The 21,682-nt window shown below is 71.8% G+C and carries 23 protein-coding genes, 1 pseudogene and 1 riboswitch; of the genes and pseudogenes, 16 read left to right on the top strand and 8 right to left on the bottom strand.

Annotated elements, in window-relative coordinates:
- Window positions 1–73: 73 nt before the first annotated feature.
- Window positions 74–270, top strand: a riboswitch (cyclic di-AMP (ydaO/yuaA leader).
- A gap of 3 nt (window positions 271–273) precedes the next feature.
- On the top strand, window positions 274–747 hold the full coding sequence (locus tag SNA_RS16780) for a C40 family peptidase (RefSeq protein WP_030064682.1): 474 nt from the start codon (window positions 274–276) through the stop codon (window positions 745–747).
- A gap of 95 nt (window positions 748–842) precedes the next feature.
- Here SNA_RS16780 and SNA_RS16785 read toward each other — a convergent pair whose 3' ends face one another.
- On the bottom strand, window positions 843–1,565 hold the full coding sequence (locus SNA_RS16785) for a LysE family transporter (protein WP_044365652.1): 723 nt from the start codon (window positions 1,563–1,565) through the stop codon (window positions 843–845).
- A 137-nt stretch (window positions 1,566–1,702) separates the two neighbouring features.
- Between SNA_RS16785 and SNA_RS16790 the strand changes: the two genes are divergently transcribed.
- Entirely contained in the window at window positions 1,703–2,617 is a 915-nt protein-coding gene (locus tag SNA_RS16790; RefSeq protein WP_030064684.1) for a LysR family transcriptional regulator, read from the top strand.
- 65 nt (window positions 2,618–2,682) lie between these two features.
- Here the strand turns inward: SNA_RS16790 and SNA_RS16795 are convergent, their stop codons facing one another.
- Complete coding sequence (locus SNA_RS16795) at window positions 2,683–3,111, bottom strand: ATP-binding protein (protein ID WP_044365654.1); 429 nt, start codon at window positions 3,109–3,111, stop codon at window positions 2,683–2,685.
- Between the two features lie 195 nt (window positions 3,112–3,306).
- Entirely contained in the window at window positions 3,307–4,449 is a 1,143-nt protein-coding gene (locus SNA_RS16800) for an 8-amino-7-oxononanoate synthase (protein WP_044365861.1), read from the bottom strand.
- A 301-nt stretch (window positions 4,450–4,750) separates the two neighbouring features.
- Between SNA_RS16800 and bioB the strand changes: the two genes are divergently transcribed.
- The 3 genes from bioB to bioD are packed head-to-tail and all read left to right on the top strand — an operon-like array spanning window position 4,751 to window position 7,931.
- On the top strand, window positions 4,751–5,890 hold the full coding sequence (gene bioB, locus SNA_RS16805; protein ID WP_044365656.1) for a biotin synthase BioB: 1,140 nt from the start codon (window positions 4,751–4,753) through the stop codon (window positions 5,888–5,890).
- Window positions 5,883–7,208 carry an adenosylmethionine--8-amino-7-oxononanoate transaminase gene (locus tag SNA_RS16810; protein ID WP_044365658.1) on the top strand — a complete coding sequence of 442 codons (1,326 nt, stop codon included), beginning with the start codon at window positions 5,883–5,885 and terminating at the stop codon, window positions 7,206–7,208. The genes bioB and SNA_RS16810 overlap by 8 nt, the downstream gene beginning before the upstream one ends.
- 21 nt (window positions 7,209–7,229) lie before the next feature.
- Window positions 7,230–7,931 (top strand): dethiobiotin synthase, encoded by a 702-nt coding sequence (gene bioD, locus SNA_RS16815; protein ID WP_044365660.1) that lies wholly within the window; start codon window positions 7,230–7,232, stop codon window positions 7,929–7,931.
- Window positions 7,932–7,975: 44 nt separating this feature from the next.
- On the opposite strand, the gene SNA_RS16820 is transcribed toward bioD, so the two are convergent.
- Window positions 7,976–8,347: a hypothetical protein gene (locus tag SNA_RS16820; RefSeq protein ID WP_030064694.1), complete on the bottom strand. Its 372-nt coding sequence runs from the start codon at window positions 8,345–8,347 to the stop codon at window positions 7,976–7,978.
- Window positions 8,348–8,448: 101 nt separating this feature from the next.
- Complete coding sequence (locus SNA_RS16825) at window positions 8,449–8,712, bottom strand: hypothetical protein (RefSeq protein ID WP_044365662.1); 264 nt, start codon at window positions 8,710–8,712, stop codon at window positions 8,449–8,451.
- Between the two features lie 408 nt (window positions 8,713–9,120).
- On the opposite strand from SNA_RS16825, the gene SNA_RS39705 reads away from it, so the two are divergent.
- The 5 genes from SNA_RS39705 to SNA_RS16845 all read left to right on the top strand — a co-directional run bounded on the left by SNA_RS39705 (window position 9,121) and on the right by SNA_RS16845 (window position 13,695).
- Entirely contained in the window at window positions 9,121–9,294 is a 174-nt protein-coding gene (locus tag SNA_RS39705; RefSeq protein ID WP_241779698.1) for a hypothetical protein, read from the top strand.
- A 72-nt stretch (window positions 9,295–9,366) separates the two neighbouring features.
- On the top strand, window positions 9,367–9,798 hold the full coding sequence (locus tag SNA_RS16830) for a GNAT family N-acetyltransferase (RefSeq protein WP_030064698.1): 432 nt from the start codon (window positions 9,367–9,369) through the stop codon (window positions 9,796–9,798).
- A 99-nt stretch (window positions 9,799–9,897) separates the two neighbouring features.
- Window positions 9,898–11,238, top strand: coding sequence for a hemolysin family protein (locus tag SNA_RS16835; protein ID WP_044365664.1), 1,341 nt, complete (start codon window positions 9,898–9,900; stop codon window positions 11,236–11,238).
- Window positions 11,235–12,260, top strand: coding sequence for a hemolysin family protein (locus tag SNA_RS16840; RefSeq protein ID WP_030064700.1), 1,026 nt, complete (start codon window positions 11,235–11,237; stop codon window positions 12,258–12,260). Before SNA_RS16835 ends, SNA_RS16840 begins: the two co-directional genes overlap by 4 nt.
- Window positions 12,261–12,444: 184 nt before the next feature.
- The gene (locus SNA_RS16845) at window positions 12,445–13,695 is read left to right on the top strand and encodes an FAD-dependent oxidoreductase (RefSeq protein WP_030064701.1); all 1,251 of its coding nucleotides are present in this window, start codon (window positions 12,445–12,447) and stop codon (window positions 13,693–13,695) included.
- On the opposite strand, the gene SNA_RS16850 is transcribed toward SNA_RS16845, so the two are convergent.
- Window positions 13,670–14,293 (bottom strand): TetR/AcrR family transcriptional regulator, encoded by a 624-nt coding sequence (locus SNA_RS16850; protein WP_030064702.1) that lies wholly within the window; start codon window positions 14,291–14,293, stop codon window positions 13,670–13,672. The two genes, SNA_RS16845 and SNA_RS16850, sit on opposite strands and share 26 nt — an antisense overlap.
- Before the next feature lie 299 nt (window positions 14,294–14,592).
- Between SNA_RS16850 and SNA_RS16855 the strand changes: the two are divergent.
- The 3 genes and pseudogenes from SNA_RS16855 to mug all read left to right on the top strand — a co-directional run bounded on the left by SNA_RS16855 (window position 14,593) and on the right by mug (window position 17,220).
- Window positions 14,593–15,134 (top strand): annotated as a pseudogene (locus SNA_RS16855) (GDSL-type esterase/lipase family protein).
- 90 nt (window positions 15,135–15,224) lie between these two features.
- Window positions 15,225–16,658, top strand: a complete 1,434-nt coding sequence (purB, locus tag SNA_RS16860) for an adenylosuccinate lyase (RefSeq protein WP_030064706.1) — start codon at window positions 15,225–15,227, stop codon at window positions 16,656–16,658.
- Between the two features lie 10 nt (window positions 16,659–16,668).
- A complete protein-coding gene (mug, locus tag SNA_RS16865; protein WP_030064707.1) occupies window positions 16,669–17,220 on the top strand; it encodes a G/U mismatch-specific DNA glycosylase in 552 nt (183 codons plus the stop codon).
- Window positions 17,221–17,229: 9 nt separating this feature from the next.
- On the opposite strand, the gene SNA_RS16870 is transcribed toward mug, so the two are convergent.
- Entirely contained in the window at window positions 17,230–17,673 is a 444-nt protein-coding gene (locus tag SNA_RS16870) for a hypothetical protein (RefSeq protein ID WP_044365666.1), read from the bottom strand.
- 171 nt (window positions 17,674–17,844) lie between these two features.
- Between SNA_RS16870 and SNA_RS16875 the strand changes: the two genes are divergently transcribed.
- Window positions 17,845–19,002 carry an ROK family protein gene (locus SNA_RS16875; protein WP_044365669.1) on the top strand — a complete coding sequence of 386 codons (1,158 nt, stop codon included), beginning with the start codon at window positions 17,845–17,847 and terminating at the stop codon, window positions 19,000–19,002.
- A 154-nt stretch (window positions 19,003–19,156) separates the two neighbouring features.
- Here SNA_RS16875 and SNA_RS39710 read toward each other — a convergent pair whose 3' ends face one another.
- Entirely contained in the window at window positions 19,157–20,179 is a 1,023-nt protein-coding gene (locus tag SNA_RS39710; RefSeq protein ID WP_241779699.1) for a helix-turn-helix transcriptional regulator, read from the bottom strand.
- 41 nt (window positions 20,180–20,220) lie between these two features.
- Between SNA_RS39710 and SNA_RS16885 the strand changes: the two genes are divergently transcribed.
- On the top strand, window positions 20,221–20,586 hold the full coding sequence (locus SNA_RS16885) for a VOC family protein (protein WP_030064716.1): 366 nt from the start codon (window positions 20,221–20,223) through the stop codon (window positions 20,584–20,586).
- An 87-nt stretch (window positions 20,587–20,673) separates the two neighbouring features.
- Entirely contained in the window at window positions 20,674–21,660 is a 987-nt protein-coding gene (locus SNA_RS16890; RefSeq protein WP_044365671.1) for an IS481 family transposase, read from the top strand.
- Window positions 21,661–21,682 lie beyond the last annotated feature (22 nt).

Genomic DNA, 21,682 nt, shown 5'->3' on the forward strand with positions numbered 1-21,682 from the left:
GCCGGATTTTGGACGGTGAGGGCGTGAAGATCCCTCCACGACAAGACCCCGCCACAGCGACGGGGCGGTCCGGACGGACGCCGAATCCTGCCGACGTCCGGATGTCAGGTCGATGCAGTGTGGACCGGCAGGAGCGGAGGAACCGAGCACGACGGGGCCGCGGCCTTCGGGCCGACGCGCTCCTTGGGGTGAAGCCGTACGCACGGCCGGGCATTCTTCGCCTGCCCGAACCCGACAGGTCACCCTTCGCAGGCGGCTGACGAAGGGTTGCGCATGAGCGTGCGCAGGCATCTGCCGAATCTGCTGGCTCGCGCCGGCACCGTCTCCGCCCTGACGATGGTCACCGTCGCGGGCACCACCCTGGCCCCGGGAACGGCCCAGGACGCCGACGCCGCCGCCATCTCCGCCAAGGCCCTGCGGATCGCGGCCTCCAAGCGCGGCTCCCCCTATCAGTGGGGCGCCCAGGGCCCCTACCGCTTCGACTGCTCGGGGCTGACCCGCTACTCGTTCAAGCACGCGGGGAAGATGCTGCCCCGCACCGCCGCCGCGCAGTACAACCACATCAGCCATGTCTCCCGCGCGGCGCGCAGAAGCGGCGATCTGGTCTTCTTCCACACGGCCCGCGGCGTCTACCACGTCGGGATCTACGCCGGCCGCGGCCGGATCTGGCATGCGCCCAAGTCGGGTGCGGTGGTGCGGCTGGAGCGGATCTGGAGTTCCGCCGTGTGGTACGGGCGGGTGGGCTGAGGTCCGCGGCCGATTGTCAGTGGCCGCCGGTACGTTGGCACAGCAACCGGCACTGCGGTGGCCGGCCGCGTGGTGACCGGCCGCGCAGTGGCCTGTCAGGCGAGCACCAGCTCGGCCAGCAGGACGCTGCCCAGGACGGTCAGCAGCGTTCCGGTGGCCGCCTCCAGGGCGCGGGCCACCGGCGGGCGACGCAGTTGGCCGCCGAGGCGGTCGACGAGCAGTGCCACGGCGGGAAACCACACCGCCGCCATGGCGACGACGATGGCGGCCAGCACCAGGGTGCGGGGCAGCGGGGGCTGCCCCGCCGGGACGAACTGCGGGAGCAGGCTGAGGAAGAGAACGGGGGCCTTGGGATTGAGCGCATTGGTGAGAAAGCCCTGGCGCAGGCTGTGCGCGGTGCTCCGGCGGGCCGTCGCACGAGGCCGGGGGCCGTGAGCGGGGACGTCCTGGGCGGGTGCGTTCCCGGCGGGTGCATTCCCGGCGGATCCGCCCTGCGCCTCAGCGGCGGGCCGCTCCGCGCACGCGGCGGACCACTGCCGTGCGGCGGCGCTCAGCGAACGGATGCCCAGATACAACAGATAGCCGCCGCCCAGCAGTTGGACGGTCTCGAACAGCGTCGGCACGGCCACCAGCACCGCCGCCAGTCCGGCCACCGCCAGCGCGGTGTGCACCAGCAGTCCGCCGGCGACGCCGAGCGCGGCCGCCACTCCTGCCCGGCGCGAGTCCAGGGCCTGGCGCACCACGACCGCGAAGTCCGCGCCCGGCAGGGCGACCATGCCCGCGGCGACGGCGGTGAAAGTCATCAGCTGTCCGTCCATGAGAAGCAGCTTCGCTCCTCAGGGCCTTTAATAGGTACTGGGAATCTTGAGGGTCAGCCCAAAGGGATTCTTAAGGCTCCGCAGGTGGAGCCGGGGAGGTGAGTCCCGGAAGGCCCGGGGAGGAGGAGGCGCATCGCGTGTACGACCCCACCCGGCTGGCCGCCCTCGTGGCGGTGGCGGAGGCCGGTTCGATCACCCGGGCGGCCGACCGGCTCGGCTACACCGCGCCCGCCCTGTCCCAGCAGCTGGCCAAGCTGGAGCGGGAGGCGGGAGCGGCGCTGCTGGTGCGTCACCACCGGGGCGCGCGGCTGACGGCGGCCGGTGAGCTGCTGCTCGTACGGGCGCGGCGGGTGCTGGACGAGCTGGACCTTGCGCGGCACGAGCTGGCGCGGCTGACGGGGCTGTCCGGCGGACGGCTGCGGGTGGGCACGTTCGAGACGGCCGGTACGCATCTGCTGCCGCCCGCGCTCAGCTCGTTCCGGCGGGCGCACCCGGATGTGGAGCTGAGCGTGACGGAGTTCGTCCCGCCCCAGGAGATGACGGCGGTGGCGCTGGGCGAGGTGGATCTTGCGCTGACGCACGAGTATGTGCCCGGCGAGGCGGTGCCGGTGCCGGACGGGGTGCGGCTGGAGCCGCTGCTGACCGAGGAGCTGGTGCTGGTCACGGCCCCCGGCCATGCCCTGTCGGCGGGCACCGGGCGGCTCGCGCTGGGCGAACTGGCCGGCCAGCCGCTGGTGAGCATGGCGCCGGCCAATCCCAACCGGCGGGCGGTGGAGGCGGCGCTGGCGGCCGCCGGGGCCAGTGTGGCGGTGCGCTGTGAGTCCCCGGGCTATGGGGTGGTGTGTGCGCTGGTCAGCGCAGGGATGGGGGTGGCGGTGGTGCCGGAGATGATGGCGGTCGGTGCGGTGACCCCGTTGGGGATGCGCCGACTGGATCCGCCCGAGCTGCGCCGCACCATCTCGGTGGCCTCCCGCTCCGGCAGCGGTACCCCGGCCGCGGACACGCTGCGTGCCCTGCTGCACGGCGCGTTCGCCCGCAAGCCGGCGTCCTGAAGCGGGCGGGCCGGGCGGCCGGTCGGTGAGAGGGCCAGGTCGGTGAGAGGGTCAGGCGGCCCCGTTCACCCGGCGGCGGCCGTCCACGGCATCGCGATGCTGACCGTCTTCCCGCCGCACGCACTGGGCACGACCGAGAGTCGTCCGCCCGCTTCCGCGGCGAGCGAGCGGATGATGACCATGCCCCGCCCGTTGTCCTGCTGGACGGCGGCGGGCAGCCGCTGCGGCCGGCGCGGAGAGCTGTCGGTGACGCCGACCCGCAGCAGTTCCCCGCGGTCGAGGCGGAGCGCGACGGTGAACGTCGGGGACTTGCCGAAGGTGTGCAGTACGGCGTTGGTGGCGAGCTCGGAGACGATCAGCCGGACGGTGTCGGCGGTCTCGGCGCCGTCGGGCAGGCCCCAGTCGGCCAGCACCTTCAGCGCATGCCGGCGGGCGAGGGCCACGGAGGCCGGGGCGGTCGGCAGGGTGAGTGAGGATTCCTGGTGATCAGCCATCGCGACGCCGTCCCTTTCCCGCCGGGGCCGCACCGGATGCCCGGTACGCCTCGGCCTGGTGCTGTGCGCGCCAGAGTGCCACTCCTGCCGCCGCCGTGCGGGCCGATCCGCGGAGATATACGGATTTCTCTCGCTCAAAGCGGTGAAGTCTGCAACGTCAGACGGTATTTGGGCGACGTCGCCCCGCCGCCGCCCTCAGCCGGCCGGTGCGGTGGCGATGATCACGCCCACCGCCGTATCGACCTGATCATCCGTCAGGTCGCCCCGCGCGGTGAGCCGCAGCCGGGAGATCCCGTCCGGGACGGACGGCGGCCGGAAGCAGCCGACCGCGAGCCCGGCCTCGCGGCAGTCGGCCGCCCAGCGGACCGCCTGCTGCGGGGACGGCGCCTGTACGGAGACCACCGCGGCATCCGGCCGTACCGACGGCAGACCGGCCGCGGTGAGCCGCGTGTGCAGAGTGGCGGCCACCTCGCGGGCCCGCCGGGAGCGCTGCGGTTCGCGGCGGAGCAGCCGGAGCGCGGCGAGTGCACCGCCGGCCGCCGCGGGGGCCAGGCCGGTGTCGAAGATGAACGACCGGGCGGTGTTGACCAGATGCTCGATGACCCGGGCCGGGCCGAGGACCGCGCCGCCCTGGGAGCCGAGTGCCTTGGAGAGCGTCACGGTGGTCACCACATCGGCGTCCCCGGCGAGCCCGGCGGCCGCCACCGCGCCACGTCCGCCGTCGCCCAGCACGCCCAGCCCGTGCGCGTCATCGACGAGGAGCGCGGCACCGTGTGCCCGGCAGGCCGCGGCGAGCGCACCCAGCGGTGCGGCATCGCCGTCCACGGAGAACACCGAATCGGTCACGGCCAGCGCCCGCCCCTCATGGCCGGTGAGCGCGGCGCGTACGGCCTCCGGGTCGGCGTGCGGGGTGACCTCCGTACGGGCCCGGGACAGGCGGCAGCCGTCGATCAGGGAGGCGTGGTTGCCCGCGTCGGAGACGAGGAGGGTGGTGCGGTCGGTGAGCGCGGTGACGGCGGCGAGGTTGGCCGCATAGCCCGAGGACAGCACCAGCGCCGCCTCGAAGCCGCAGAACGCGGCCAGTTCGGCCTCCAGTTGGGCGTGCAGTTCGGTGCTGCCGGTCACCAGGCGGGAGCCGGTCGCGCCCGCGCCCCACTGCCGGGCGGCGCGGGCGGCGGCATCGGTGACCTCGGGGTGGCGGGCCAGTCCGAGATAGTCGTTGCCGGCCAGGTCCAGCAGCGGGGAGGCGGCGGGGCGGGGCCGCAGCGTACGGACCAGCCCGGCGCGCCGGCGGTGGTCGTGCGCCGCGTCGATCCAGTCGAAGGCCGCGCCGGACACCGGCCGTACGGATCCGGCCGGGGCGGGTGCAACGGCGTCACGGAGCGGCGCGGTGGCTGATTCCTGTGGCATCGGCGTCCTTGTCTTCCCGGCCCCGTCGCGCGGCCGCGCATGCCGGCGCCGCCGTGGGTGTGACCACGGAGGGCTGGGTGGAGCTGAAAGTGGAGGTGATTGTGGGCTGTCGATAGACGTTAGCGGTCGTTCCGCACGGCCACGGTGTGGCGATACACACACCCCGATCGCGGCGCGTTGTGGGAATCCTCCTTGGCCGGGGGCGGTGGCGTAGGCCAGGATCAACGCCATGGACCTGCTGAACACACTGGTGGACAAGGGACTGCGGCGCGAGTTGCCGACCCGCGAAGAGGCGCTCGCCGTACTGGCGACCTCCGATGACGAGCTGCTCGATGTCGTGGCCGCGGCCGGAAAGGTGCGCCGCCAGTGGTTCGGGCGGCGGGTCAAGCTCAACTATCTGGTCAACCTGAAGTCGGGCCTGTGCCCCGAGGACTGCTCGTACTGCTCGCAGCGGCTGGGCTCGAAGGCCGAGATCCTCAAGTACACCTGGCTGAAGCCGGATGACGCCTCCAAGGCGGCGGCCGCCGGGGTGGCGGGCGGCGCCAAGCGGGTCTGCCTGGTGGCCAGCGGGCGCGGGCCGACGGACAAGGACGTCGACCGGGTCTCGGAGACCATCTCCACCATCAAGGAGCAGAACGAGGGCGTGGAGGTGTGCGCCTGTCTGGGTCTGCTCTCCGACGGTCAGGCCGAACGGCTGCGCTCGGCGGGGGCAGATGCGTACAACCACAACCTCAACACCTCGGAAGCCACGTACGGCGACATCTGCACCACACACGACTTCTCCGACCGGGTCTCCACCGTCCAGCAGGCCCAGGCTGCGGGGATGTCCGCCTGCTCCGGCCTGATCGCCGGTATGGGCGAGAGCGACGCCGACCTGGTCGATGTGGTCTTCGCCCTGCGCGACCTGGACCCCGACTCCGTCCCCGTCAACTTCCTGATCCCCTTCGAGGGCACTCCCCTCGCCGAGGAGTGGAACCTCACCCCCCAGCGCGCGCTGCGCATCCTGGCGATGGTGCGGTTCGTCTGCCCGGACGTCGAGGTACGGCTCGCCGGCGGCCGCGAGGTGCATCTGCGCAGCCTCCAGCCGCTCGCCCTGCACCTGGTCAACTCCATCTTCCTCGGCGACTATCTGACCAGTGAGGGCCAGGCCGGCAAGGACGATCTGGCGATGATCGCGGACGCCGGGTTCGAGGTCGAGGGCACGGACACCACGACGCTGCCCGAGCACCGTACGGGCACCGAGGCGGCGGCCCCCGCCGAGGAGGCTCCCGCGGCGGCCGTCCCCGCACCGCCCTCGGACGACACCCGAAGGGACCTGGTCTCGGTGCGTCGCCGCGGCGCCGGCACCGACCTGCCGCCCAATGCCTGAGCCGCTCCCCGACCGGGCCGCGGCGCTCACCCCCGACGAACTCCTGGCGCTCGACCGGCAGCACGTCTGGCATCCGTACGGGCCGATGCCCGGCCGCGCCGAGCCGCTGCTGGTGGAGTCGGCGTCCGGCGTCCGGCTGCGGCTGGCCCGCCCCGCCGAGGGGCACGGTGAGCTGGTGGACGGGATGTCGTCCTGGTGGTCGGCGGTGCACGGCTACAACCACCCGGTGCTCAACGACGCCGCGCGGGGCCAGCTGGAGCGGATGAGCCATGTGATGTTCGGCGGGCTCACCCACGAGCCCGCCGTACGCCTGGCCAAACGTCTCGTCGATCTCACCCCGGAGCCGCTGGAGCATGTCTTCCTGGCCGACTCCGGCTCGGTGTCGGTCGAGGTCGCCGTCAAGATGTGCCTTCAGTACTGGCGCTCGGTGGGCAGGCCGCGCAAACAGCGGCTGCTGACCTGGCGGGGCGGCTATCACGGCGACACCTGGCAGCCGATGTCGGTCTGCGATCCGGACGGCGGTATGCATGAGCTGTGGCAGGGGGTGCTGCCGCGGCAGATCTTCGCGGACGCACCGCCGCCCGGCTTCGACACCCCGCCCGATCCGGCCTATCTGACGCATCTGCACGATCTGATCGCCCGGCACGCCGACGAGCTGGCCGCGGTGATCGTGGAACCGGTGGTCCAGGGGGCGGGCGGAATGTCCTTCCACTCCCCCGCCTATCTGCGGGCGCTGCGCGAGGCTTGCGACGCCCACGACGTCCTGCTCGTCTTCGACGAGATCGCCACCGGCTTCGGCCGTACGGGCGAACTCTTCGCGGCCGGGCACGCCGGCGTCGCACCCGATGTCATGTGTCTGGGCAAGGCCCTGACCGGCGGCTATCTCACCCTCGCGGCGACGCTGTGCACGTCCGCGGTCGCCGACGGCATCTCGCAGGGCGAGCTTCCGGTACTGGCGCACGGACCGACCTTCATGGGCAACCCGCTGGCCACCGCCGTCGCCGACGCCTCCATCGGTCTGCTGCTGTCCCAGGACTGGGCGCAGCAGGTCAAACGGATCGAGACCGGGCTGCGGGACGGGCTGGCGGCGGCCGCGGGCGTGGCCGGGGTGCGGGACGTCCGCGTCCTGGGCGCGATCGGCGTCGTCCAGCTCGACCATGCGGTGGACATGGCGGCCGCGACCCGGGCGGCGGTCCGGGAGGGCGTCTGGCTGCGGCCGTTCCGGGATCTGATCTACACCATGCCGCCGTACATCACCGGCGACGACGAGGTGGCACGCATCTGCGCCGCGGTGTGCGCGGCGGCGCGCGAGGGCTAGAGAACCAGGGAGCGACGAGAGATGTCGGTGCTGTTCGTGACGGGCACGGGCACGGAGATCGGCAAGACCGTGACCACGGCCGCGATCGCCGCGGCGGCGCTCGCCGAGGGCCGTTCGGTGGCGGTGCTCAAACCGGCACAGACCGGGGTGGGCGCCGACGAGGCGGGCGATGCGGCGGAGGTCGTGCGGCTGGCGGGTCCGGTCACCACGGCCGAACTCGCCCGCTTTCCCGAGCCGTTGGCGCCCGCCACGGCCGCCTCCCGGGCCGGGCTGCCCCCGGTGGGCCCGGCCGAGATCGCCGAGGCCGCCGCCAAGCTGGACGCCTCGCACGACCTGGTGCTCGTCGAGGGCGCCGGCGGCCTGCTCGTACGCTTCGACGACGAAGGCCACACCCTCGCCGACGCGGCCCGCCTGGCCAAGGCCCCCGTCCTGGTGGTCACCCAGGCCGGTCTGGGCACCCTCAACGTCACCGCCCTGACCGCCCTGGCCCTGCGCGCGCACGGCCTCCACTGCCCCGGTGTCGTCATCGGCAACTGGCCCGCCGAGCCCGACCTCGCCGCCCGCTGCAACCTCACCGATCTGCCCGAGGCCGCGGGCGCCCCGCTCCTGGGCGTGATTCCCCAGGGCTCCGGCTCCCTGCCGCCGCAGACCTTCCGTACGGCGGCACGGGAGTGGCTGGCACCGGAACTGTGGGGGGCGGGACCGCTGCGCCTGCCGTCCTGACGCCGGGCCGGGCCGGTCCGAGGAGGCGGCCGGAGGCGGGGCCGTCACACCGTCCAGGTGCGCAGGATGTCGGCGATGGCCCGGACGTCCGCCGTGCCGTCCTTGACGAGGCGGGCGAGGTCGCGGACCTGCTCGGGGGAGATGGTGACCTTCAGGCCGCCGGCGACGAGGTAGCCGTAGGCGACGGCGGTGGCGAACATCGCGTTCGAGCGCTCCAACGCCGGTACCTGGAGGAGGAGTTGGAGGAGGGCCGCGGCGCGGTCCTGGGGGTCGGGGTAGACGGGGACGCCGAATATTTCCGCCTCGTGGCGGCTGACGGCGGCCACCAGGGCACCCCAGTCGGTGACCTGGGGGTCTCCGGGGGTGTGGCGTTCGGCGATCAGGAGGAGCCAGGCGAGGTCGATGCGCAGGGTGATGTCCGCCCCCGGGATGTCCGTGTCGTCCGTGACATGCGTGACGTGCGTGACGTCGGTGATCGTGCCGTGCGTGTCGTCCGCGCTGCGGTGAGGCCGGGGGGTTACGGGGAGGGCCGTCGCCCGTGGCCGGGGGGCGGACCGGCCGCCGTATCGGGCTCGCGGCCGAATTCTTCGGCGAAGACGCGCTCGTACTGCTTCATGAAGTCGGCGGCGGCCTCGACGAAGGTCTGGCCGACCTCTCCGGCGTCCTTGAGGACGAGTTCCTCGATATAGCGGTTCACACTCACTCCCCGCTGGAGGGCGCGCTCCCGCGCCGCGTCGGCGGTGGCCTCGTCCACACGGACGTTCAGCTGTGTCTTCGCCACGGCTTCACGCTAGCGCCCCGACGCTAGCGTGGGCAAGGCGGCCGGGCCGGCTCCGGACGGGAATGCAGGAGGCGGCCGCGTCGTTCGGACGATCATGGCCGCAGTGTGTGCGGCCCCGGCCCCGGCCCGTGCCCGTCCGTCCGTCCGTCCGTCCGCCAAGGGAGTCCCATGCCGCGCCCGTTCCGCTTCGGTATCAACATGTTCGCTCTCGACGACGGGGCATCCTGGCGTCAGAAATGCCGTCACGCCGAGGACTTGGGCTTTGAATCCTCCCCCAGGTGAAGCAGGGGGATCCCTGGCTCACGCCGCCTGCGGGTCAGCGACCCGACAGGTCTTCCACGATCAACACCAGCCGGGTTGAAACCAGCCCGGTTTGGTACAGCAGAGCTTGGAGGTGCATGTGCTGTCTTGGTTCTCGACCGGCAGGTGCTGGACTCGCCGACCCTGCTGATCGGCACGCCCGCCCAGATGGCCGAGCAGCTGCGCGAGCGGCGCGAGCGCTACGGGTTCTCGTACATCACCGTCCTGGAGCCGTTCCTGGACGCGTTCGCCCCGGTGCTGGAGGAGCTGAAGGGCAGCTGAGCGGGCCAGGACGGGGGTCCGGCGCGCGGAAGGGGATCGACAGCCCCGTCGGCCCGGTGATGGGATCGCGGTATGAGTGATCTTCACATCCGGGCCGCGGCACCGGCCGATCTCGATGCCGTACTGGCCTTCTGGACGGTGGCCGCCGAGGGCATCAGCATCAGCGACGACTCCGACGGGGTGGCGCGGCTGCTGGCCCGCGACCCCGAGTCGCTGCTGCTGGCCGAGCTGGACGGCGAGCTGGCGGGCACGGTCATCGCCGGGTTCGACGGGTGGCGCTGCCATCTGTACCGGCTGGCCGTGCATCCCGGCCACCGCAGGCAGGGGATCGGCGGTGCGCTGCTGGCGGCCGCCGAGGAACGCTTCGTCGCGCTCGGCGGGCGGCGCGGGGACGCGATGGTGCTGGACCGCAATGATCTGGCCCAGCACGCCTGGCGCGCGGCGGGCTATGCGCCGGAGCCGCAGTGGAGCCGGTGGGTCAAGCACCTGGTGGACGGGGACTGAGCCGGACCGCTCCCGATGCCGGACCGCTCCGGACGCCGGTCCGGGCCACGGAGGGCGAACGTCCCGATCCTGTTCGATCATGGGACGTGAGGTGACCCGATGACCGACCTGCTGCTGCTGGGCGTGGCGTTCCTCCTGACACTGGCCTGTGGCGTCTTCGTCGCGGCCGAGTTCTCGCTGACGACCGTCGAGCGCAGCGAGCTGGAACGCGCCGCCGAGCGCGGCGAGCGCGGTGCGGACAGCGCACTCAAGGCGGTCCGCAGCCTCACCTTCCAGCTCTCCGGCGCTCAGCTGGGCATCACGGTGACCGGCCTGGTCATCGGCATGCTCTCCAAACCGGCCATCGCCACGCTGCTGGCCGGGCCGCTCACCGCGATCGGCCTGCCGCATTCGGCCGCCGAGTCGGTGGCGCTGGTCGTGGGTACGGCGGTCTCCACGGTCGCCCTGATGGTCATCGGCGAGCTGGTGCCGAAGAACTGGGCGATCTCCAGCCCGCTGGCCATCGCCAAGAACGTCGCCACCGCTCAGCGCGGCTTCAGCGCAACGTTCAAGCCGTTCATCGGGCATCTCAACAGTGCCGCGAACCATATGGTGCGCCGGATGGGCCTGGAGCCCGCCGAGGAGCTGGCCTCCGCCCGCGGTCCGCAGGAGCTGGTGGCGCTGGCCCGGCATTCGGCCAAGGAGGGCGCGCTGGAGGCGGACACCGCCGAGCTGTTCGTCCGCACCCTCGCCCTGTCCGAGCTGACCGCGGAGAACGTGATGACGCCGCGGGTGCAGGTGATGGCGCTGGAGGTGCAGTCCACGGCCGAGGACGTCGCCAATGCGACCCGGGCGACGGGGCTGTCCCGTTTCCCGGTCTACCGCGGGAGCCTGGACACCGTTGTCGGGGTCGCGCACATCAAGGACGTCCTGGCCGTCCCGGCGGAGCGCCGCCCCCGTCTGCCCGTCGCCGAGCTGCTGCGCGAGCCGCTGCTGGTGCCGGAGACGCTGACCGTGGACCGGCTGCTGGACCGGCTGTCGGGCCGGCGGACCATGGCCGTGGTGATCGACGAGTACGGGGGCACGGCCGGTGTCGCGACGCTGGAGGACATCGTCGAGGAGGTGGTGGGCGAGGTCCGCGACGAGCACGACCCGCTGGAGACGCCCGATCTGGCGCCGGCCGGATCCGACACCGAGGGCCGCGCCGTCTATCAGGCCGACGGCGCCGCCCGCACCGACCGGCTGGAGCGGATCGGCCTGCGGCTGCCGGACGGGCCGTACGAGACGCTGGCCGGGCTGATCGCCACCGAGCTGGGCCGCATCCCGGTGCGCGGCGACACCGTCGAGGTCGCCGGCTGGGCGATGGACGTGCTCGATGCCTCCGGGCACCGCGCCGCGCGGGTGCTGCTGCACGCGCCTGTGGCGGGCGGCGGAGGTGCGGGGACGGAGGCCGGCCGGTGATCGCCCTCCAGCTCTTCGTGGGCCTGCTGACGCTGGTCGTCAACGCCTTCTTCGTGGGTGCCGAGTTCGCGCTGATCTCGGTGCGCCGCAGTCAGATCGAACCGCATGCCGAACGCGGCGACCGGCGGGCCACCAGCGTCCTGTGGGGGCTCCAGCACGTCTCGGCGCTGCTGGCCGCCGCCCAGCTGGGCATCACGCTGTGCACGCTGGTGCTCGGTGCGGTCGCCGAACCGGCCATCGCCCACATCCTGGAGCCGGTCTTCCACGCCGTGGGCATCTCGGAGGCGCTGGTGCATCCGGTGTCGTTCGTGATCGCGCTGTCCCTGGCCACCTATCTGCACATGCTGTTCGGCGAGATGGTGCCCAAGAACGTCGCGCTGGCCGAGCCGGTACGCAGCGCCCTGGTGCTGGGGCCGCCGCTGGTGGCGCTGACCCGCGCGCTGCGCCCGGTGATCTTCACGGTCAATGCGTTCGCCAATGTGCTGCTGAAGCTGATGCGGGTGGAGACCCGCAGCGAGGTGGCCGCGACGTTCTCGGACGACCAGCTGGCCAAGATGGTCGAGGACTCGCGGGCCGCCGGTCTGCTGGACGAGCGGGCCCGGGAGCGGCTGCGCGATGCCCTGGAGCTGGGCCGCCGCCCGGTGCGCGATGTGGTGCTGCCCGCGCACCGGGTGGTCTCCGCGCGGATGGGGGTCACCGCCGAGGACCTGGAGCAGCTGGCCGCGCGGTCCGGGTTCTCGCGTTTCCCGGTCGTCGACGACAGCAGCCGCATCCTCGGCTATCTGCATGTCAAGGACGCGCTGGACGCCATTCCGCGCGATCTGCCGTTCGCGGTCGGCGCGCTGCGCCCGATCGCCCGGGTCAGGGCCGCGACCCCGCTGGACGACGTCCTGACGGCGATGCGCAGCTCCCGTACGCATCTGGCCGCGGTGATCGGTGACGACGGGACGCTGGCGGGGCTGGTGACGATGGAGGACGTGCTGCGGGAGCTGGTCCTTCAGCAGCGGCCGCCCGCGGTCTGAGCCGCAACCGCACACGCCACGGGTCCTGGATCGCCCTGACGCACAAATACGGACCCCCCCCCCCGCACACCCGTCGACTGACCGATCGGTTAGATTGCTGACCGATCGGTTAGCCGCCGTGCCGATGGCACGTCCGGCCGCCGGTCGTCATGTCCGTGTGCCGTAGATACCGAGGGGGCAAGGGATGGACCGCACGACGTGCTGCATCGTGGGCGGTGGACCGGCCGGGATGATGCTGGGGCTGCTGCTGGCCAGGGCCGGTGTCGAGGTGACCGTGCTGGAGAAGCACGGCGACTTCCTGCGCGACTTCCGGGGGGACACCGTGCACCCCTCGACGCTGCGCCTGCTGGACGAGCTGGGACTGGGCGAGGCGTTCGCGCGGCTGCCGTTCCCGAAGCTGGAGGACATGCGGATGCAGATCGGCGACACCACGGTGGTGATGGCCGATATGCGGCGGATCCCGGGGCGGCACAAATACTTCGCGATGGTTCCCCAGTGGGACTTCCTGAACCTGATCGCGGAGGCGGGGGCCCGGGAGCCGTCCTTCACTCTGCGGATGAACACCGAGGTCACCGGGCTGCGCACCGAGGGCGGACGGGTGCGCGGGGTGCGCTACGTCGATGAGCACGGCCGGCCCGGTGAGCTGGCCGCGGATCTCACGGTGGCCTGCGACGGCCGGGACTCGGTGGTGCGCGGCGCGGCCGGGCTGCGGCAGGACCACTTCGAGGTGCCGATGGATGTGTGGCAGATACGGGTGGAGGCTCCCGCCGATGCCCTCAAGGACGGACGCGTTTTCGCGCGGTTCGGCGGCGGCCAGGCGGCGGTCACCATGGACCGCGGCACGTACTACCAGACCTCGTATCTCATCGCGAAGGGGCAGGACGCGGCGCTGCGCGGGGCACATGACATCCAGTGGCTGCGCGACCGGCTGGGCGCGCTGTTCGGCTGGGACGCCGACGTCACCGCCACGATCGGCTCGTGGGCGGACGTCAAGCTGTTGGAGGTGACGTTCGGGCGGCTGCGGCGCTGGCACCGGCCCGGACTGCTGTGCATCGGGGACGCGGCGCACACCATGTCGCCGGTCGGCGGGGTGGGGGTGAATCTGGCGCTCCAGGACGCGGTGGCGGCCGCCCGGATCCTGGCCGGGCCGCTGCACCGCGGCACGGTCGCCGTCGCCGATCTGGCGCGCGTACAAAGGCGGCGGGAGCTGCCGATGGCGGTGGTGCAGTCGTCGCAGCGGGCCGAGCACGGGATGATCCGCGCCGCGCTGGAGGGGACGCTGGACGGGGACCGGCTGCCGGTGCCGATGCGGCTGCTGCGGCGGATACCGGCGCTGCGGACCGTGACCGGGGCGCTGGGCGGGGTCGGTATCCGGCCCGAGCGGGCCCCGGCGTTCGCTCGCGCCGGGGTCAGGCCCGGCGCTCGATCGCGTTGAGCGTGAAGGTCTCCAGTTCGGCGGCCGCGGCGTCCAGGTCGAGTTCGGGATGGACGAGCCAGTGGGCGATCACCCCGTCGATCGCCCCGCCGATCGCCAGGGCCACCGTACGGGCGTCGAACTCCCGCAGTACGCCCGCCTCCTGACCCTGCGTCAGGAGGTCGGCGAGGGCCTGCCAGCGGCCGCCGGTGTCATGCGAGCCGGGCGTCTTGAGCTTGGTGCCTCCCGCATCGTCGAGCAGCATCTCGGTGATCACGCGGACATGGCGGCGGTTGGCCTGCTGGTAGCCGATCATCGCCCGCACATAGGCGATGACGGCCTCGCGGGGGCCCTCCGCCCGCGCCAGCCGCTCGGTGACATACCCGCGGAACTGCGTCATCACCTGGTCGAGGGCGGCGCGGGTGAGGTTGTCCTTCGACGTGAAGTGGTAGAGCACCGCGGCCTTGGACACCCCGGCGCGCTCGGCGATGGCGGAGAGCGAGGTGGCGGGGTAGCCGCGGGTGGAGATCAGGTCGATGGTGCACTCGATGAGCTGCCGGCGCCGGGCCTGCTCGGTGAAGGTCGGTGCGTCCGGGCCGTCGCCGCGGCGGGGAGTCATCGCGCGCCCACCTCGTATTCCGTGCCTGGCCTGCCCCTTGTCGATCAGACCGTACACGCCTGCGGCCGGTGGCAGGCGAATCGCCGCCAAGACCAATCGGCGCCCACACAATGGGTGGTAGAGTCGTGACGTGCTGTAGTGAGAACCAAGCCAGCACAGCGATCCCCATCGTTCGGGGAAACCGGGCTGGTTCCAACCCGGCTGGCGTTGATCGCGTAAGACTCCGTCGTTCGCTGAACGGCTGAGCTGCGTGAGCCAGGAATCTCCCTCGCTTGCGAGGAAGAGGGTTCAACGAGGGAATGTCGGACGCGCACTACGCACTGCCGAACGACTCCTACCGGAGCCGGGCCCATCTGCTCGCCGCACGGTCGGCGGCCAGTGGGCCCGGCTTCCGGCTCACCAACTTCGCCGTCCACTGGCGCTGCTGCGCAGCCCGGGGCGCGAGGGGCCCGTGCTGGAGCGCTTCCGGCCGCGGATGGAGCGGCTGTTCGCGCAGATCGATGCGCTGGCGGCGCGGCACGGCGCGGTGGTGGTGGATCTGTACGGCTCGCGGGCGCTGGCCGATCCGCGGCTGTGGGCGGACGACCGGCTGCATCTGAACGCAGAGGGGCACCGGCGGGTGGCGGAGGCCGTCGGGCAGGCGCTCGGACTGCCCGCGGAGTCGGACTGGGACGCGCCGCTGCCGGCCGCCGAGGCGCCGGGCCGGCGGATGCGCCGGGCGGCGGATCTGCGGTTCGCGCGGGAGCATCTGGTGCCCTGGGTGGGGCGGCGGCTGAGCGGGCGGTCCTCGGGCGACGGCCGTCCGGCCAAGCGGCCCGAGCTGCTGCCGTACGAGAGCTGACGGGCCGGCGCCCGCCCTGTAGGAAAGCACAGTCCGGGGCGGGGCGCTGGCCTGCGCAAACCGCCAGTAGACTCTCACCACGTGACTGCTGTGTCTGCGAAGCCTCGCATCCCCAATGTTCTGGCCGGCCGCTACGCCTCTACGGAGCTGGCCGTGCTGTGGTCCCCCGAGTACAAGGTCAAGCTGGAGCGGAAGCTGTGGCTCGCCGTGCTGCGGGCGCAGAAGGACCTGGGGGTGGAGGTCCCCGAGCAGGCGCTGGCCGACTACGAACGCGTCCTGGAGACCGTCGACCTGTCCTCCATCGCCGAGCGCGAGAAGGTCACCCGGCACGACGTCAAGGCGCGGATCGAGGAGTTCAACGCGCTGGCCGGTCATGAGCAGGTCCACAAGGGCATGACCTCCCGCGATCTGACGGAGAACGTCGAGCAGCTCCAGGTGCGGCTGTCGCTGGAGCTGATGCGGGACCGTACGGTCGCCGTGCTGGCCCGCCTGGGCTCGCTGGCCGCCCAGCACGCCGAGCTGGTGATGGCCGGCCGCTCGCACAACGTCGCCGCGCAGGCCACGACGCTGGGCAAGCGCTTCGCGACCGCGGCGGACGAGCTGCTGGTGGCGTACGCGCGCCTGGAGGAGCTGCTCTCGCGCTACCCGCTGCGCGGCATCAAGGGCCCCGTCGGCACCGCGCAGGACATGCTCGACCTGCTCGGCGGCGACGCCGGCAAGCTCGCCGACCTGGAGCAGCGGATCGCCGCCCACCTCGGCTTCGGCCGGGCCTTCACCTCCGTCGGCCAGGTCTACCCGCGCTCGCTGGACTACGAGGTGGTCACGTCGCTGGTGCAGCTGGCCGCCGCGCCGTCCTCGCTGGCCAAGACCATCCGCCTGATGGCCGGGCACGAGCTCGTCACCGAGGGCTTCAAGCCCGGCCAGGTCGGCTCGTCGGCGATGCCGCACAAGATGAACACCCGCTCCTGCGAGCGCGTCAACGGCCTGATGGTCATTCTGCGCGGCTACGCCTCGATGGCCGGTGAGCTCTCCGGCGACCAGTGGAACGAGGGCGATGTGTCCTGCTCCGTGGTGCGCCGCGTCGCGCTGCCGGACTCGTTCTTCGCGCTGGACGGGCTGCTGGAGACGTTCCTGACCGTGCTGGACGAGTTCGGCGCCTTCCCGGCCGTCGCCGCCCGCGAGCTGGACCGCTACCTGCCCTTCCTCGCCACGACGAAGGTGCTGATGGGCGCCGTGCGCGCCGGGGTGGGCCGCGAGGAGGCGCACGAGGCCATCAAGGAGAACGCGGTCGCCTCGGCGCTGGCCATGCGCGAACAGGGCGCCGAGCGCAATGAGCTGCTGGACAAGCTGGCCGCCGATACGCGCATCCCGCTGGAGCGGGCGCAGCTGGACGCGCTGATGGCGGACAAGCTCTCCTTCACCGGCGCGGCGGCCGACCAGGTGGCGTCCGTCGTCGCCCGGATCGAGGAGATCGCCAAGCAGCACCCGGAGGCCGCGGCCTACACCCCCGGCGCCATCCTCTGACGCGACCGTCATGCGCTTCACCCCCGAAGAGCTGGAAGCCGCTCGCGACCGCCTCGTCCCCGACGTGGCCGCGAGCGGCCTTCGCGTGCTCTTCTGCGGAATCAACCCCGGGCTGATGTCGGCCGCCACCGGGCATCACTTCGCCCGGCCCGGCAACCGCTTCTGGCCCGTGCTGCACGCCTCCGGTTTCACCCCCCGGCAGTTGCGGCCGTCCGAGCAGGAAGAACTGCTCGCCCACGGCCTGGGCATCACCAACGTCGTGGCCCGGCCGACCGCCAAGGCGGACGAACTGAGCGCGCAGGAGTACCGCGAGGGCGGGCGGCTGCTGGCCGAGAAGGTGGCGCGGCTGCGGCCGCACTGGCTCGCGGTGGCGGGCGTGACGGCCTATCGCGTCGCCTTCGGAGACAAGCACGCCACGATCGGCCCGCAGGAACACACCCTCGGCGACACCCGCATCTGGGCGCTGCCCAACCCCAGCGGGCTCAACGCCCATTGGACGCTCGCGACCATGGCGCAGGAGTACGGCCGGCTGCGCGCGGCGGCCTTCGGCGACGACGCCTGACCCGCGGGCTCAGGCCGCTGTCGCCCCTCCCCCGGCTATCGCCGCCAGCACCTGGCAGGGCTGCTCCGGCCCGCACTGGCCGGCGCCGAGGGCCAGCCAGCGGCCGTCCGCCCGCCAGGTGTGCAGCCGGGGCACCAGGCCGCACAGGAGGTCCAGCGGAGGGGCGACCGGCAGGCCCATCACCGTCCGCTCCAGGGCGGGCGCGAGGTCGAGGACGCCGGGCGCGCCCCACCGTAAGGACAGCACCTCGGTCAGCGCCGCCAGCTCGGCCGCGCAGTCCTCGCGTATCTCCCCGGCCTCGGCCGGATCCGCCTCCCACAGGGGCGCGCTCTCCCACAGCCGCACCACATGGAACCCGGGCCCGCTCTCGCCCGCCGCGGACCGCTCCCGCCGGACCGGGAACGGGCGGCGGCGCAGCGCATCGATCACCGTCAACTGCTCGCCAGTCGTCATACCGTCAGTAAACCGCGGGGGTCTGACAATTGGCCGTCCGCCGGGCACGGTCCGGGGCCCGCCCGGCTCCGGCGCCCCGGCCGCGCGGGCTGTCCCGTTTCCGCCGGGTCTCGCCGCACACCCGCTGACCGGCTACGATCCGCCACAGATGCGACGCGAGGGAGAGTGACGGTGGGGCGACTCACGGGTGGCGATCCCTCCCTGCTGCGGCGGATCAACTCCGCGGTGGTGCTGCATGCGCTGCGCGGCGCGGACTCCCCCACGCTCACCCACCTCGTCCAGCTGACGGGACTGTCGCGGCCCACGGTCGAGGGCGTGGTCGAGGGGCTCATCGCCTCCGGGCTGGTCGCCGAGGCGGCCGCGGAGGAGGGCGAGACGCGCCGTCAGGGACGCCCGGCCCGCCGGTTCCGGTTCCGTGCCGAGGCGGGCCATCTGCTCGGCATCGAGATCGGGCCGCACCGTGTCGCGGCGCAGCTCGCCGACCTGAGCGGGCGGGTACGGGACGCGGCGCAGCGCCCGGTGGCGCAGACCGCACCGGCCGAGGAGCGGCTGGAGCGGGTCCGCGGCCTGGTGGCCGAACTGCTGCGCCGTACGGGCGTGCCGCGTGGTGCGCTGCGGGCGGTGGGCGTGGGCAGCCCCGGCATCGTGGAGGCGGGCGGCACCGTACGGCTGTGCACGGCGCTGCCCGGCTGGACCGGTCTGCCGCTGGGCGAGCGGCTGCGGCGGTCGTTCCGCTGTCCGGTGCTGGTGGAGAACGATGCCAACGCGGCGGCGGTGGCCGAGCACTGGAAGGGCGCGGCGGCCGGTTCGGACGATGTGGTGTTCGTGCTGGCGGGGCTGAGCCCGGGGGCCGGTTCGCTGATCGGCGGGCGGCTGCACCGGGGGTTCGGCGGGGCGGCCGGGGAGATCGGCGCGCTGCATCTGCTGGGGCGGGAAGCGACGCCGGAGACGCTGCTGTCGACGACCGGTCAGCCGTTGGAGCCCTTGGACGAGGGCCAGGTCGCGGCGGTGTTCGCGCGGGCGCAGGAGGGGGATGCGCGGGCGCGGGAGGCGGTGGAACGGTTCATCCGGCGGCTGGTGCACGATGTGGCGGCGCTGGTGCTGGCGCTGGACCCGGAGCTGGTGGTGATCGGCGGCTGGGCGGCGGGCCTGGCCGGTGTCCTTGCGCCGCTGCGCGGGGAGTTGGCGCGCTACTGCCTGCGCCCGCCGAAGGTCGCCCTCTCCGAACTGGGCGAGGCGGCGGTCGCCACCGGGGCACTGCGGCTCGCGCTCGACCATGTGGAGGGCGAACTCTTCGCGGTGGAAAGCACGGTGACGGGCCGGCGGTAGGGCGCCCATGGGAATGCCCAACGGAAATACCCGACGGGAATGCCCGCGGGAATACCGTTCGCCTCCCCCACGTTGTGGCCTGCAAGGGGGCCCGGCATCCCCTAGGTGTACTGACCGGAGACGTTGATTGAGAGCAGGGCATCTCGAATGGCAGTCACGATGCTGGGGTTGAGTGCCTTTCAACTAGGTCCCTGGCGAGCTGACTGATGCGTTTGCGGGCCGTCTCTGGGGTGAGCACCTCGATGTGGTCGCCGAACTGGAGGAGCTGGCGCACAGACTCGATGTCGGGGTACCGGACGACAACGGTGCATGAGCCGTTGACCGCATCGGAGACATCGTGGATGCGAGTGCCCAGGATGCGCCGCGCCAGGGCGAGGCCATTTTCTGGCAGGCGGACGGTCACGCTCACGCGATCTTGCCCCTCTGTGCGTTCCTTCAACGCGGCCCATCTGGTGCGGAGGGTTTCGCCTGGTTGGAGTACAGCTGGCTCGTCGAGTCGTTTGTAGGCCGATAGGCGTTCCAGTGCGAACAACCGACCGTCCCCCTGGTTATCGGCGACCAGATACCAGCGGCCAGATTTCGCCACGATCCCGTACGGGTCAACCACCTGCGTCGAGGCCGTATTCTCGGCGCTGCGCCGGTACTGGATTCGAAGCCGTCGTCGGTGTCGAAGCGCCGAGGCCAGATCCGATACATCGACCGATGCCTCGGAGTCAGCAAACCATGCGGTGCTGTCGACCAGCACCAGGTCCGCCAGTCGCGGCAGGGTCGGCGACTCAGATGCTGCAGCAGCCTGACGGGCGGCGATCTTGCGCGAGGCCGTCTCCCATGCCGCAGACAGGCCCATACGCTCACGTTGCGTGCCATCCAAGCCAGCTACGGAGAGGGCTTCCAGCTCTGGTGGTTCCAGATGGGATGCGTTGAGCCGTGCACTGGGGAGCAAGACGATCCCGCCGTTCCGTCCGCGGTCGGCATAAACGGGCACACCTGCTGCCGAGAGCGCCTCGACATCCCGCAGTACAGTCCGCCGAGATACCTCCAGACGCTCGGCGAGCTCGGTGGTGGTGATGCGCTGACGGGTCTGCAGGAGCAACAACAGGTGCAACAGCCTCGAAGCCTTCATGCTGACCAATGTTCGCAGAAAAGGTGACAGGTTCTGTCGCGATTGGGTGATCACCTGGACTGGTACCGAGAAACCACCGAGTTGAGGAGCACTCCATGCCCACACCGAACCTGTTCCTGATCGGCGTCCGTGATGCCGAGACCGCTACCGCCTTCTACAGCGACCTGTTCGAGATCGAACCGACCTTCACCAGTCCCCACTACGTAGCTTTCGAGGCTGCCCCCGGCGTCCTATTTGCGCTGTGGACGGGTTACGGCGAGCATGCTGTCCCGAGCACCCCTCGCACGAGCGAGGTCGGTCTCATGGTGCCGGGACCACCGGAGGCAATTGACGAGATCTTCACGAATTGGGTCTCAAAAGGGGTCCACGTCGTGCAGGAACCACACGACGCTGTCTTCGGCCGCACGTTCGTGATCGCGGACCCCGACGGCAACCTCATTCGGGTCTCCCCGGTCGACTGAGCCGCACGACCCTTACCCACACTTCTCATAGCTGAAGGGCCGGCCACACACGATGGCCGGCCCTTCAACCTGTCCAGGAGCCCAGAAATGTCCCATCCGAACGCCGTCCTCACTCCGCGCCACCGTCTGAAAGTCGCTCGACTCGTCGTTGACGACGGATGGCCAATCAGCGAAATCGCGGCTCGATTCCAGGTGTCCTGGCCGACCGTGAAGCGCTGGGTCGACCGCTGCCTCGCAGGCGAGTCCATGCAGGACCGCTCCTCACGGCCGCGAAGGTCTCCGACCAAGACACCCCAGACCGTGACGAAGAGGTGCGTCAGCCTTCGACTGCGTCTGCGGGAAGGGCCGGTCCAGCTTGCAGCGAGACTGAACCTCGCGCCGTCGACAGTGCGCCGAATCCTGCGATCGGCCCGAATGAACCGACTCGCTTACGTCGACCGCGCGACCGGTGAGCCCATCCGCCGGTATGAGCACGACCATCCAGGATCGCTGGTGCACGTGGACGTGAAGAAGCTCGGGAATATCCCCGACGGCGGCGGCTGGCGCTACGTCGGCCGCCGCCAAGGCGAGAAGCACCGCGCCGCGACACAGGGCAAGTCACGCAATGCCTATGGCGGCCCGAAGCTCGGATACGCGTTTGTGCACACCGTCATCGACGACCACTCCCGTGTCGCCTACGCCGAGATACACGACGACGAAATCGCCGAAACGGCCACCGCGGTCTTGGTCCGTGCTGTCGAGTGGTTCAACACTCGAGGCGTCACCGTTGAGCGGGTCTTGTCGGACAACGGCGGCGCCTACCGCTCACACCTGTGGCGAGACACCTGCGCCGAGCTCGGGATCTCACACAAGCGCACGCGGCCGTACCGGACGCAGACCAATGGGAAGGTCGAGCGTTTCCACCGCACCTTGGTCGATGGGTGGGCCTACGCCCGCTACTACGCCTCCGAGGCCGAACGCCGGAGTGAGTTGGCGGGCTGGTTGCACTACTACAACCACCACAGGCCTCATACGGCATGTGGGAGCCTGCCGCCGTTCTCACGATTGATCAACGTCTCCGGTCAGTACACCTAGGGGATCCGTTCGCCCATCCCCT

Source organism: Streptomyces natalensis ATCC 27448 (assembly GCF_000935125.1).
GTDB classification, from domain to species: domain Bacteria; phylum Actinomycetota; class Actinomycetes; order Streptomycetales; family Streptomycetaceae; genus Streptomyces; species Streptomyces natalensis.

Bases quoted from the DNA above. Each gene is read 5' to 3' on its own strand.
- SNA_RS16780 (WP_030064682.1), top strand. From the start codon at position 274: ATGAGCGTGCGCAGGCATCTGCCGAATCTGCTGGCTCGCGCCGGCACC.
- bioB (WP_044365656.1), top strand. From the start codon at position 4,751: ATGGACCTGCTGAACACACTGGTGGACAAGGGACTGCGGCGCGAGTTG.
- SNA_RS16810 (WP_044365658.1), top strand. From the start codon at position 5,883: ATGCCTGAGCCGCTCCCCGACCGGGCCGCGGCGCTCACCCCCGACGAA.
- SNA_RS16835 (WP_044365664.1), top strand. From the start codon at position 9,898: ATGACCGACCTGCTGCTGCTGGGCGTGGCGTTCCTCCTGACACTGGCC.
- SNA_RS16795 (WP_044365654.1), bottom strand. From the start codon at position 3,111: ATGGCTGATCACCAGGAATCCTCACTCACCCTGCCGACCGCCCCGGCC.
- SNA_RS16785 (WP_044365652.1), bottom strand. From the start codon at position 1,565: ATGGACGGACAGCTGATGACTTTCACCGCCGTCGCCGCGGGCATGGTC.
- mug (WP_030064707.1), top strand. From the start codon at position 16,669: ATGCGCTTCACCCCCGAAGAGCTGGAAGCCGCTCGCGACCGCCTCGTC.
- SNA_RS16850 (WP_030064702.1), bottom strand. From the start codon at position 14,293: ATGACTCCCCGCCGCGGCGACGGCCCGGACGCACCGACCTTCACCGAG.
- SNA_RS16890 (WP_044365671.1), top strand. From the start codon at position 20,674: ATGTCCCATCCGAACGCCGTCCTCACTCCGCGCCACCGTCTGAAAGTC.
- SNA_RS16870 (WP_044365666.1), bottom strand. From the start codon at position 17,673: ATGACGACTGGCGAGCAGTTGACGGTGATCGATGCGCTGCGCCGCCGC.
- bioD (WP_044365660.1), top strand. From the start codon at position 7,230: ATGTCGGTGCTGTTCGTGACGGGCACGGGCACGGAGATCGGCAAGACC.
- SNA_RS16845 (WP_030064701.1), top strand. From the start codon at position 12,445: ATGGACCGCACGACGTGCTGCATCGTGGGCGGTGGACCGGCCGGGATG.
- SNA_RS16830 (WP_030064698.1), top strand. From the start codon at position 9,367: ATGAGTGATCTTCACATCCGGGCCGCGGCACCGGCCGATCTCGATGCC.
- SNA_RS16885 (WP_030064716.1), top strand. From the start codon at position 20,221: ATGCCCACACCGAACCTGTTCCTGATCGGCGTCCGTGATGCCGAGACC.